Raw genomic sequence first — 12170 nt, forward strand, 5'->3', positions numbered from 1 at the left:
ACGTTGTGGTCGTCCTTTCGGCGAAGGAAGGATGGGAGGAGCGGGAACGGTTCGTTCCGACACTGCAAGACGCGAGGACGTACAGGCATGGTTGGTCGAGCCCCGGTCAGAATCCCCGTGGAGGTCCATGCGTCGGACCCGCTGTCCCTGGACGGAGCGGTCAGCCAGCTTCGGCGGCACTCCGAGGTGGAGCTCATCGATGAGGGCGCGGGCCGGCCGGGCACGGTCGCGGTCCTGCTGGCCGAGGCACTGGACGAACCCACGCTGTCGCGGCTGAGGCGGCTGACACGCGCGGACGGGACCAGGACCGTCCTCGTCACGAGCCTGATCCGCGAGGTGGAGCTGCTCCAGGTGATCGAGTACGGAGTCGGCGCGATCGTCTGGCGGCGCGAGGCCACCGGCCACCGCCTCCTACGGGCGGTCCTGGCGGCCTCCCGGGGCGACGGGGATCTGCCCTCGGACCTGCTGGGGCGGCTGATGGCCCAGGTCGGCACGTTGCAGCGCGGCGCGACCAGCGCGTCGGGCGCCACGGCATCCGGCCTGGCTCCACGCGAGGTCGATGTGCTCCGACTGGTGGCCGAGGGCATGGACACCGGGGAGATTGCCAGCAAACTGTCGTACTCCGAACGCACGGTCAAGAACGTCATGCACGGTCTGACGACCCGGCTGCAGCTTCGCAACCGTGCCCATGCCGTCGCATATGCCTTACGGGAAGGCTACATCTGATGGTCCGTGCGCCGATGCAAGGGCCCTGAGGGCAGGGGAAGGGCGACGCGGGGGTAGTGGTGTTGCCCCTCGACCGTCCCCCGTGCGCCTCGCGGGGCGGGCGTCCTGAAGGCGACGATGGACTGGGGCGCTCCGTGCCGAGGTCTGCCCGTGTCGGGCTGGACCCCGGACGGCCCGGCCGAGTGCAGTGACAGGCTGATACATGACAGGTCGTTCCGCGGCGGTTCGTTCGGCGACGAGCGGTCCCGCGACGGGCAGCGACGGTGAAGGGCAGGACGACCGTGATCCACGAGGTGGATGACATCCTGAGAGGGCTGCTCGTCCGCGGCGCTTTCGCCGGGTCCGACGTCGAGGTCACCTTCGACGCCCCGACGCGCGAGTGGGCGGCCAGACGGAACGCCCCTACCATCGACGCGTATCTCTACGACATCCGCGAGGACACCAAGCGGCGCCAGCGCGGCAAGATGTCGCTCCGCGACGAGCAAGGGATCGTCCTCAAACAGCACCAGCCGCCACGCTGGTTCCGGCTCTCATACCTCGTCACGGCCTGGACCAAGCGCCCGCAGGACGAACATCGGATGCTCTCCGCCGTACTGCACACGCTGCTGCCCAAGGAGATCCTCCCACCGGAGGACCTGACCGGCACACTCGCCGGACTGGGCCTCTCCGTCCCGCTGACCGTCGCGGGGCTGCACACCGAGGCGCGCTCACTCGCGGACATCTGGTCCGCGCTCGGCGGCGAACTCAAACCCTCGCTCGACGTGGTGATCACCGCGCCCTTCCTGGCCTACCCCGAGTACAGGGTCGGTCCGCCCGTCACGGAAGGGCTCGGCGTTCAGGTACGTGGGACGGAAGGCCGGCCCGACGACAGTCCCGTGCGTCACCACAGCGCGGAGAGCGTCGAAGTCGCCAAGAAGGACTTCGCGCAGAAGCACGGCACGACAGGAACGCCGCAGGAGCAGCGGAAGTGAGCGACCACTCCTCTCCGCTCCTCGAACGGCTCGCAGAGCTGCGCGAGCGGGTGGCCGACCTCGTCGAGCATCGCAGCGCCACCGACCCGACGGCCGCCGATCCGATGCGAGGGATGTATCTGACGGGCGACGCGGTACGGCACCTGCTGTCCGGGAGTACGGGGGGCGCCCGTCCCGCCGGCCCGGACGAGCTGGGCGGGTCCGGGGAACCGGAGACCGCGGAGAAGCCCGAGCCGTCCGACGACGACCGCCTGCACTGGCTCGCCCACTGGCTGGAGCTCAGCCCGCTCGACACCCAGATCCTGCTGATCGCGCTGGCCCCCGACCTGGACCGCACGTTCGAGTCGCTGTACGGCTACCTCAACGACGACGTCACACGTCGCCGGGCGACCGTCGCGCTCGCGCTCGACCTGTGCGGGGTCCCCACGCACTCCGCCGCCGGACGGTCCCGATTCCGTCCGGCCGCGCGGCTGCTCACTCGCGGACTGATCGAGATCGACGATCCCGAACGCCCCTTCCTCAGCCGCTCCTTGCGCGTTCCCGACAGGGTCGTCGCCCATCTGCTGGGCGACGACACCCCGGACTCGGCGCTGGAGGGGACCGTACGCCTGCTTCCGTACCTGCCCGTGGAAGAGGACGCTAAGAGCCCGGAGGGGGCGGCGAGCACCGGCACGGTGCACGGCGTGGACCCGCTGGTACGGAGGCTGGCGGATCAGCTTTCGGCGCGTCCGCTCATGGTCTACCTGCGTGAGCACCGCGACGGCGACGGGCTCGCCTTCGCCACCGTCGCCCTGGGCGCGGCCGGTGTCCCGGCCCTGCATCTCGTCCCGGGGGAACGCCCGGGGGGTCACCGCCCCGAGGAGCACGCGCCGGTGGAACGCACGGCGGGGGAGCGCCTCCCGTACCGGGAACTGCTCCGTGAGGCGAGGCTGACCGGGCGCGCGATCGTGGTGAGCTCGCTGCCCGAGAAGCCCCAGGAGCTGCTCCGGGCGCTCGCGGTGAACGACATCCCGGTGCTGCTCGCGGACTCGCGCCCGTACGACCCGCAGTGGTGGGACAGGGGGCGCGACCCCATCGTGCTGGACGCGCCCCGGCAGCGTGCCGGAGATCTCGACGCCTGGCGGGCGGCGCTCGGCCCGGAGGAGCCGCAGTTCGACCTGGCGCCGGTCGTCGCCGCGTACCGGCTCGGGCCCGGCGGGATCGACCGCGCGTCCCGCGCGGCGCTGGACCTCGCCGCGTTCGACGGTACGGAGCTGTCCGCCGCACATCTGCGGCTCGCGGCCCGGCAGCAGTCCGCATCGGGTCTCGAGCGGCACGCCCGCCGTATCCGGCCCGACGTCGGCTGGAACGACCTCGTGCTGCCCGAGGGCCCGCTGGCACAGCTACATGAACTGGTCCTTCGGGCCCAGCACCGCGACCGGGTGCTCGGCGACTGGCGGCTGAGCGCGGGCGGCGGGCGTGGGCGGGGCGTGGTGGGGCTGTTCGCGGGCGATTCCGGCACCGGGAAGACGCTCTCCGCCGAGGTGGTCGCGGGTGCACTCGGCCTCGATCTCTACGTCGTACAGCTGCCGTCCATCGTTGACAAGTACGTCGGTGAGACGGAGAAGAACCTGGAGCGGATCTTCACCGAGGCCGACCGGACGGACGCGGTGCTGCTCTTCGACGAGGCGGACGCCGTCTTCGGTAAGCGCTCCGAGGTCAGCAGCTCCAACGACCGCCACGCGAACATGGAGAGCGCCTATCTGCTCCAGCGTCTGGAGTCGTTCGACGGCATCGCTCTGCTGACCACCAACCTGCGTTCGAACATCGACGACGCCTTCACACGCCGGCTGGACCTGGTGGTGGACTTCCCCTTCCCCGACGAGGTGCAGCGCCTGGCGCTCTGGCGGCACAGCCTCGCCCACGTCCCGTGCGCCGACGACATCGATCCGGCGTCCTGCGCGGCGGACTTCGAGCTGGCGGGCGGCTCGATCCGCAGCGCGGTCGTCACGGCCGCGTACGCGGCGGCGGGCCGCGGCGACGGCGTCTCGACGGCGGATCTGCTGGCGGGCGCCCGGCGCGAGTACCGCAAGGCGGGCCGGCTGGTCCTGGACGACGCGTCCTGGTAGGCCGGTCGCGCCGGGGGCCGGGGTCGTCCACCAGGACGGCAGGCCCCCGGCCCCCGGGGCGACGACCCGGGTCGTCTACTCCATCGGTGCCGGGAGCCAGTCCTTGGCCGTCACCGTGCCCGGCTCGTCCTGTCCGTTGATCCAGCCCACCTTCGTCTTGTTGAGCGTCAACTCGTCGAGGACCCCGGTCTGCTCGGCAGCGAACTGGCCCTGGTACTCCTTGATCCTGCTGAAGAGGCCCGGGGTCGGCTTCTCCTTGCGCTGTACGTGCTCGCGCAGGTAGTCGATGTTGGCCTTCGTGCACGCGACCGTGATCGTCAGGTCGCCGTCGTCGAACTCGGCCTGCGTGCCCCAGAGCATGACGTTCCGCACCCACGGCACCTCCGGGCTGGGCTCGTCCGCCTTCAGCGACACCGTCTTCGCGTCGACGAAGTGCGATGCGAGGAGCGCGGTCATCGTGGAGCGGCCCAGGTTTCCGAGTCCGTCGGTCTTCGCCAGCGCGCTGAAGTCGCCGTACGTCGAGTCGTTGGACTGCTGGAAGCACTTCAGCGCCTTCTCGGTCGCAGCGTCCAGCTTGCCCACCGTGTGTGCGGCGGTCAGCTTGCAGCCACCTGCCCCCGAGGCCAGCCGTACCTGTGCGAACTGCACGAAGAGGTTCGGCTTGTCCTCCGACGTGATGGGCAGCGGGCCCCGCTCGACCTTCTTCTCCTCCTTCGCGGGCTTCTCCTCGCTCCCTCCGCCGCCGCCCGACGAATCCGGCTTCTCGGAGGGCTCGGTGTCCTGCGTGGGCTTCTGGGCCGGCTGCTCCGGCGGTTCATCCGGCAGCGCGGTGGCCGCCGCCTGCTCGAGCTTCGGCTGCGCGAGGGTGCGGACCGGTGCCTTGTAGGTGAACCAGAGCACGAGGCCGGTGATGGTGAGAGCGAGCAGCAGACTCAGCGTGGTCATCATCCAGAGCGGCAGCAGACTGCGCTGTACGTACGTCCCGTTCACCGCCAGGGGCTCGAACCCCGAGCGTCGCACCGACAGCTCGTAGGGCCGCTCCTGCTTCTGCCCCACCCAGGTGATCTGCCGGGGCTTGAGCGTCGCGTCGACGAAGGCGGCGCGGCCGGGCCGGATCTGGACGTTGGACGGGACGATCTCGTACGAGAGGTCGTCGCTGGCCTTGTCCCCGCCGCCGATCGACGCCGTGAGCACGGTGTTGCCGAGGTTGTCGACGGCCAGCTTGGGCCGGCCCCTGAAGCGCCCCTTGACGGTCTGCGGGACCAGCTCGGCCCGCACCTCCATGAACGTGGTGAAGGTGACGTTGCCCTCGGCGACCGTGGTGGTCTCCGGGTGCTCGGTGGGCAGGATGCGCACACCGTACGGGTGCGGCCCCGCGGTCGCGTCCGGGGTTCTGGGCGGGGCGAACGTCAGCTCCACGACTCCGGTGGTACCTGGAAAGAGCCTGAGGGAAGGCGGTTCCACCGAGACGTACGGTGCGACGTCGCCGACCGCCTCGAAGCGGTACTCATCGACGACGTCGCCGGTGTTGCGCAGACGCAGTCGTACGGTGGTGCTGCTGCCCGGGTCGACCGTGGTCGAGGCGGGCTCCAGAGATGTCCAGGTGGTCACCCGACGGACGCTACTGCCCATGGGAGAGGCGATGTCAGAGGACGCGGGGTAGTGCCGCTGCCCGAAAGGTAACGCGCGCTGCCCTCGCGTCCCTTCGCGTGCGACTCCGGTCGAGGGGCGGGGACCGCGCCAGCGGCCGCACTCCACGGTGCGGCGCCCGATGCCGCCCCGCCGCGTCCCTCCAGGAGCCGTGATGACGCGAGGAGACCTCGGGGGCCTTCCCTGTTGCCCTTGGGGGCATGTGCGGTGCCCTCGACAAGGCACTGAAGGGCGTTTACCCGCTCGCACCTCTGCCGCGAGTGTTGAGTCTGGCCTTGTATCGGTACCTCGAGGAGAGCAGAGCATGCCGTCTTACCTTTCGCCGGGCGTGTACGTGGAAGAGGTGGCCAGCGGCTCTCGTCCGATCGAGGGGGTCGGCACCTCGGTGGCCGCATTCGTCGGGCTGGCGCCCGACGGTCCTCTGAACGAGCCGACGCTGGTCACCAACTGGACCCAGTACGTGGCTTCCTTCGGCGAGTTCACCGACGGCTACTTCCTGGCGCACTCGGTGTACGGCTTCTTCAACAACGGAGGGTCCGCCGCCTATGTGGTCCGCGTGGGCGGAGCGCCCGGCGGAGTGACAGGCGCGGCGGGCGAGGGTACCGACCCGGTCGGCGGACAGCGCGGCCGGTCGGCCGTCGCCGCCGGTGCCGCGGCGCCTGCCGCACTGACGGCCGGGGAGCCCCAGGCCCTGGGTACGTTCAAGGTGTCGGCCGTCGCGCCCGGCGAGAGCGGCACCCTCAGCGTCGAGGTCACGGACGCCGAGGGCGAGGGCCCCGCCGAGCGTTTCCGGCTGGTCGTCAAGGACGGCACGAAGCCCGTCGAGACCTTCGACGTCTCGGCGAAGAAGAGCGCCCGCAACTATGTGGTCGCTCAGGTCAAGGAACGCTCCAAGCTGATCTCCGTGCAGGAAGGGGCCGCGGCCTCGCAACTCGCCCGCCCCGACAACCAGACGGTCGCGCTCGAGGCGCCTGTCGCCGCCGCGCAGACCCCCGCGGTGCCGGACGCGGCGGAGAGCGAGTCCGTCGGCATAGCCGAGTACCTCGGCGACTCCTCGGACCGCACCGGCTTCGGCGGTCTCGAAGCGGTGGACGAGATCTCGATGGTCGCCGTCCCCGACCTGATGGCCGCCTACCAGCGCGGCGCGATCGACCTGGAGGCCGTGAAGGCCGTCCAGCTCGGTCTGATCGCCCACTGCGAACTGATGGGCGACCGGCTGGCGATCATCGACCCGCCGCCCGGCCTCAACGCCAGGCAGATCCGGGTGTGGCGTCAGGAGACGTCCAACTACGACTCCAAGTACGCGGCTCTCTACTACCCGTGGATCAAGGTCTTCGACCCGGCCGGCGGCCAGACCCGGCTGATCCCGCCGAGCGGCCACGTCGCCGGCATCTGGGCCCGCAACGACTCCGAGCGTGGCGTGCACAAGGCCCCCGCCAACGAGGTCGTCCGGGGCGCCGTCGACCTGGAGATGCAGATCACCCGGGGCGAGCAGGACCTGCTCAACCCGATCGGAGTCAACTGCATCCGCACCTTCCCCGGCCGCGGCATCCGCGTCTGGGGTGCGCGCACCCTCTCCTCCGATCCGGCCTGGCGCTACCTCAACGTCCGCAGGTACTTCAACTACCTGGAGGAGTCGATCCTCAACGGCACGCAGTGGGTGGTGTTCGAGCCCAACGACCAGGCGCTGTGGGCCCGGATCAGGCGGAACATCTCGGCGTTCCTGGTGACGGAGTGGCGCAGCGGCGCGCTGTTCGGCGCCACGCCGGAGGACGCCTACTACGTGAAGTGCGACGCCGAGACCAACCCCCCGGAGTCGGTGGACCTGGGACGGGTCATCTGCCAGATCGGGGTCTCGCCGGTCAAGCCCGCCGAGTTCGTGATCTTCCGGCTGGCGCAGTTCTCCGGCGGCAGCGGCGAGTTGGAGGAGTAGGACGTCACACACTCCGGACCCGCTTGACCTCGCGTACAGCCACAGGCCCCAGCACCAGTAGAAGGAACGGCTTTCATGAGTCTCTCCCAGGGTGATGCCCTCACTACCCACAACTTCGGCCTCCAGATCGACGGAGTCATGGTCGAGTACCTCCACGCCGTGGGCGAGGTGGGGATGGAACAGGACGTCATCGAGTACCAGCAGGTCTCGGCGAACGGCCAGCCGATCACCAAGAAGATGCCCGGCGTGAAGAAGGCCGGCGAGACCACCGTCACACGCGGGATGGAGCAGTCCACCGCCTTCACCGAGTGGATCAACGCCTCGCTGCGCGGTGACATGGGCTCGGCCCGCAAGAACGCGAGCATCATCTACATGGACTACCAGTACAACCCGGTCAGGCGTCAGCACCTGCGCAACGCCTGGTGCACCAAGGTCATGGGTGCGGCGGCGACGGCCGGCGAGGCCTCCGTGATGACCGAGACCGTCACGATCGTCTACGAAGAGCTGGTCACCGAGTAATGCGCCGTGGACCGGCCAGGCCCGCCACCGGCGCCGGCGCCGCTGCCGTCACGCCCGCTCCCGCGGACGTGACGGCCCCGGCCGTCGCACCGGCACAAGCACCGCCCGCACGGCAGCAGTTGCAAACGGAGTTCGCGTTCGAGTTGCCGCGCGGGTACGTGGACGACATGGGAACCGTGCACCGCGAGGGTGTCATGCGGCTGGCGACCGCCCGGGACGAGCTGATCCCGCTGCGGGACATGCGGGTGCAGGAGAACCCCGCGTATCTCTCGGTGGTGCTGCTCGGCCGGGTCATCACCCAGTTGGGCACCGTGGCACACATGCACGACGGCGTGGTGGAGAACATGTTCGCCTCCGACCTCGCCTTTCTGCAGGACTTCTACCGTCAGGTCAACGCCGAGGGCCACACCAGGGCCGGCGTGTCCTGCCCGCACTGCGAGCAGCCGTTCGAGGTCGAGCTCGGCGGGAGCCGCCTGGGGGAATCGTGACGTACGCGACCGACCGGATTCATGAGGAGATCGCGTACATCGCCTACCACTTCCACTGGAACCTCGACGACATCCTGGATCTGGAACACCGTGAGCGGCGGCGATATGCCGAGCAGATCGCCACGTTGGTGACGCGTGCTGCAACGGAGCGGTGATGGGCATATTCGACCGGCTCAAGGGCCGGGGCCGAGGCAGGAACCAGAGCCGTGGCCTGGGCCAGGCGCAGGGCGAGGGCGTCACGGCACCCGCCCCCGAGGCGTCCGCCGGCGACGGTGCCGGCGTCCCCGGCCGGGGACGGGACTGGGCCGGTCTGCCGCCGATCCAGCGCGCGCTGCGGGCACCGGCGAGGCAGACGGTCGCGTCCGCTGACTTCGGTGGCTCGCTGGCCACCTGGCAGAACCACTCCTTCTCCGGGACGCTCTCGCACGCGGTCCTGGACGATGCTCCGACCGGTCTCATCAAGGACACGGTGTCGTTCGCCCTGGGCTCCGGGCCGGCAGCCCCCGGAGAGGCCAGGCTCTACCCGGTGGCGGCCCCGACGGGCGGCGGTGACGGAGAGGGCGGCGATCCGGGCGGCCGGACCGATCGGCAGGGGCCTTCGGTCCAGCGCGCCCTGGGCCCGCGGGTCGCTCCCGTCCGGCCCCGGCCGGGGTCCACGCCCTCGGCGCTGACCCGGGCTTCAGCCCCGGCCAAGGTCCAGCGCCGGGTGCTGCCCGCGGTGTTGCCGAGCAGGACGACGCCTGCCCCGGCGGCAGGGGCAGACGCGCGGGTGTCTGTGCCGACGTCCGCTCCGCCGCAGGTGCCTTCGCCTTCCGCCACCTCTTCTCCGGCTCCCGCTCCCCGCCCTGCTCTCCCGCCCTCCGCCGGGACTCCGGCCGGCGCCGTCCCTGTGCAGCGCCCGGAGGGAGGCCAGGACGGGCCCCGCGGCGGTTCCGCGCGGACGGAGCCGCCGGGCCCCCGGCGACCGGGGCCGACGGGGGCGCCCGAGGCGGCACCGCCGTCGGACCGGAGCCGTCCGGCTCACACCGCCTCACTCCCCGTACAGCGACGGGAGGCCGGCGCTCCCGGCCGGGCGGCCGGACCGGCGGGCTCCGCCCCGCCGCGGCGCTCGTCGCTCGGCCCCCCGATGTCAGGACCGGTGGTGCCCCCGGCGCCACCGACGGCGCGGACCTCCCCGGCACAGCAGCGTCGCGGCATCGCCGCCCCCGTCGTACGACCGTCACCGCAGGCACCGCAGGCACCGCCGATACGGCAGGCACCGGAATCGCCGGCAGTCACGCCCCCGGGCATCTCCGGGGGCGAAGTGCCGTCGGGGCGGGCGTCTGCGTCCGGCGGTGGCGGGAACAGCGGGACGTCTCCTGTGCGCGGGGCACCTGCGGCCGGGCCGGAAGCTGTTGCGCGCGCGGCCGGTACGTCGGGGACAGGCCCGTCCGGGGCCGGTACGCCCGGAACGGGTGCACCCGGGCCACGTCCGGCCGTCCGGCCCGGGCTGGGAGCTCCGTCGAGCCGGCCTGTCGGCGGTCAGGCGGCCAGCCCGGCGGCCGCCCCCGCGGTGCGCCGGCAGACCGGTGCCCCGGCTCCCGGCCACACCCCCCTCGTACAGCGTTCACCGGCGGCCGGCGGCCGGCCGAGCGCCCCGCCGTCGCCGCCTGCGCCGTCCGCGCGGCCTGCGGCTGGGCCGGTGGCGCCCGCCACCGCTTCCGCGCCGGCGCTGCCCGTACAGCGGCGCGACGTCCCTGACGGGGCGTCACCGAGCCGACGTGGGCCGATGGCAGCGGGGCTCCGTCCGGTTCCGGAGGCCGACGTCTCCGAGCCCACCAGCTCCTCCAGCTCCGGTACGGGTGCGAGCGGCGCGGTGCCGGGGCCCGCCACCCCTGTGCGACCTGTCGTCCCGACGCGTGCGAGCTCCGCCTCGGCGGCCGATTCGAGTGCGGGAAGGGCTGGTGGTTCCGGTTCCGCAGCGGTACAGCGGCTCGCCGCCCCAGGGACAACTGATCACGGTGCTGTGCCGACGCCGGCAGGGCCGGGTGGTAAATCCGGCCCTGCCGGCGAACCGTCGGTGCGGCGTGTTCCCGTACGGGGCCCGGCACCCGCACCCGGCCCCCGTACCGTTCTTCCTTCGTCATCCGCCCACCCGGCCGAGGTTCGCCGTTCCGGTCCGGTTGCCGGCGGTCCAGCAGTGGCCTCTGGTGAGGCGGTGCCCAGCGCGCCTGTACGACCGCTGAGCGGATCCGAGGGGGCCGGCGCCGACAGAGATGCTCCGTCGCTGGGTTCGACGCCGCCCGTGGCGTCGCGCGGATCGGCAGCAGCCCGGCCGGCCGCTGCGACGCCGGTGCAGCGGGCAGCACCGCCCACCGTGACGGTGCGGCGGCCGGGAGCGGCTTCGGCCGTCCCGCCTGTGAGCCGCACACGGTCGCTGCCCGTACTCGGCGCCGGTCCCGCACCCGTCTCCGACACCGGCTCTGCGAAACCGGAGCCGGTGAGGCCCCTCGCGAACGACGCACCCGGACCCGGCCGTGAGGGCGGCGCGCTGCCTGTGCAGCGGTCGTCCCTCGCCCAGCCCCCGCCCCGGACCCCCGCCTCCGTTCCGGCCTCCCGCAACCCGGTGGCGCCCACGAGTGCCCTGCCGTCCGGGGGGCGAACGCCCGCCGTGCCCGTGGCGTCGGCCGACGCTCCTTCGGCGTCGCGGTCGCGGCCCATGCCGGTCGCCCCGCTGGTGGGTTCCTCGCGACCGGTCACGGCCGCCGGGTTCACGCCGCCTCCGGTGGGTCCGGAGACCGCAGCCTCTGCCGCGGTGACGGGCAGCGCGCCGGCGGCCACCGCGCGGCGCGCACCCGCTGCCGGAGTCTCCGCGCCGCCGGGCGTCCGCGATGCCGCACCACGCTCCTCGCGTGCGACGGCCCCCGCTCCGACGACGAGGAGCGCCCCGGCCGTCGTGCGTCCGCACCGCGTCCGGAGCGCGGCCGCAGCAGGTGCGGCCTCGGGAGCCGCCGTAACGGTCGGTGCTCGCCGGCACGCGGTGCAGCGTTCGGTGGCGCCGTCGCCGGTGCCCCCCGCTGCCGTCCGGCCACTGCCCCGGACAACCGCCCGCTCCGCCCCTCCCGCCATGCCGTCCACGCCTGTGCGACCCGGCGGCGGAGGGCACCATCTCAACGGTGTCGCCGCGGCTCTCCCGGTCGTTCAGCGTTCCGCGTCCGCGTCAGCGCCGCCCGTCCCGGCCGGGATCGCTCACCCGCCGGTGCCGGGCGCTCCCGGAGGCTCCCGCCCTCCCGAAGCCTCCGGTGTCCAGGCCGCCTCCGTGGACCGGCCTGTCCGGAGCCCCGTCGTGCCCCTGGTGCCCGCCCGGCCCGCTCCGGCCGCCGCGCTCCCCGTGCAGCGGGCGCCCGCCGTCCCGGCCGCGCGGCCCTCTCAGCCCCCCTCCGCGGCTCCGGCCCCGGTCCGGACACCAGCACCCGCTCCTGCGCGTGTGACCGCACAGCGCCGCGCCACGTCCGTCGCGGCGGGGCGGAGTGGCGAGGGCGAGGCCTCCCGGGACAGGCCCCCGCCCTCCGTGACGAGCCAGTTCAAACCGCGCGAGCTGAAAGAGGACCAGATGGCCGAGCTGGTCCACCGGATGATCGGGCCGATGACCCGGTTGCTGCGCACCGAGCTGCGGCTCGACCGGGAGCGGGTCGGCAGGCTGCGCGACCCACGCCACTGACAGTCCGTGCGAGAGCCGAGCCGCACGATCCGTCCCGCAAGCCCGTACGTCCGGCCCCGCCGGCCCCCCGACCGC

Annotated in this window: 10 protein-coding genes; 8 read left to right on the top strand and 2 right to left on the bottom strand. The window is 72.5% G+C overall.

Annotated features, from left to right (window positions below; genetic code table 11):
* Positions 1-87: 87 nt before the first annotated feature.
* From ACWD04_RS28610 to ACWD04_RS28620, 3 genes are all read left to right on the top strand, one after another.
* Positions 88-726: a helix-turn-helix transcriptional regulator gene (locus ACWD04_RS28610; protein ID WP_451136626.1), complete on the top strand. Its 639-nt coding sequence runs from the start codon at positions 88-90 to the stop codon at positions 724-726.
* A gap of 281 nt (positions 727-1007) precedes the next feature.
* Entirely contained in the window at positions 1008-1697 is a 690-nt protein-coding gene (locus tag ACWD04_RS28615; protein WP_451136627.1) for a DUF4255 domain-containing protein, read from the top strand.
* Positions 1694-3805 (top strand): ATP-binding protein, encoded by a 2112-nt coding sequence (locus ACWD04_RS28620; RefSeq protein ID WP_451136628.1) that lies wholly within the window; start codon positions 1694-1696, stop codon positions 3803-3805. The genes ACWD04_RS28615 and ACWD04_RS28620 overlap by 4 nt, the downstream gene beginning before the upstream one ends.
* A 75-nt stretch (positions 3806-3880) precedes the next feature.
* Here ACWD04_RS28620 and ACWD04_RS28625 read toward each other — a convergent pair whose 3' ends face one another.
* Positions 3881-5416 carry a COG1470 family protein gene (locus tag ACWD04_RS28625; protein WP_451136629.1) on the bottom strand — a complete coding sequence of 512 codons (1536 nt, stop codon included), beginning with the start codon at positions 5414-5416 and terminating at the stop codon, positions 3881-3883.
* Between the two features lie 343 nt (positions 5417-5759).
* Between ACWD04_RS28625 and ACWD04_RS28630 the strand changes: the two genes are divergently transcribed.
* The 4 genes from ACWD04_RS28630 to ACWD04_RS28645 all read left to right on the top strand — a co-directional run bounded on the left by ACWD04_RS28630 (position 5760) and on the right by ACWD04_RS28645 (position 8550).
* Positions 5760-7388 (top strand): phage tail sheath family protein, encoded by a 1629-nt coding sequence (locus ACWD04_RS28630; protein ID WP_451136630.1) that lies wholly within the window; start codon positions 5760-5762, stop codon positions 7386-7388.
* A gap of 75 nt (positions 7389-7463) precedes the next feature.
* On the top strand, positions 7464-7907 hold the full coding sequence (locus ACWD04_RS28635) for a phage tail protein (RefSeq protein ID WP_033298593.1): 444 nt from the start codon (positions 7464-7466) through the stop codon (positions 7905-7907).
* Positions 7907-8395 (top strand): hypothetical protein, encoded by a 489-nt coding sequence (locus ACWD04_RS28640; protein WP_451136631.1) that lies wholly within the window; start codon positions 7907-7909, stop codon positions 8393-8395. The genes ACWD04_RS28635 and ACWD04_RS28640 overlap by 1 nt, the downstream gene beginning before the upstream one ends.
* Entirely contained in the window at positions 8392-8550 is a 159-nt protein-coding gene (locus tag ACWD04_RS28645) for a DUF6760 family protein (protein ID WP_014153881.1), read from the top strand. Before ACWD04_RS28640 ends, ACWD04_RS28645 begins: the two co-directional genes overlap by 4 nt.
* 1366 nt (positions 8551-9916) lie before the next feature.
* On the opposite strand, the gene ACWD04_RS28650 is transcribed toward ACWD04_RS28645, so the two are convergent.
* A complete protein-coding gene (locus tag ACWD04_RS28650) occupies positions 9917-10267 on the bottom strand; it encodes a hypothetical protein (protein WP_451136632.1) in 351 nt (116 codons plus the stop codon).
* Positions 10268-11861: 1594 nt separating this feature from the next.
* Between ACWD04_RS28650 and ACWD04_RS28655 the strand changes: the two genes are divergently transcribed.
* Positions 11862-12095, top strand: a complete 234-nt coding sequence (locus ACWD04_RS28655) for a hypothetical protein (RefSeq protein WP_451136633.1) — start codon at positions 11862-11864, stop codon at positions 12093-12095.
* Positions 12096-12170 lie beyond the last annotated feature (75 nt).

Source organism: Streptomyces sp. NPDC002911, assembly GCF_053591835.1.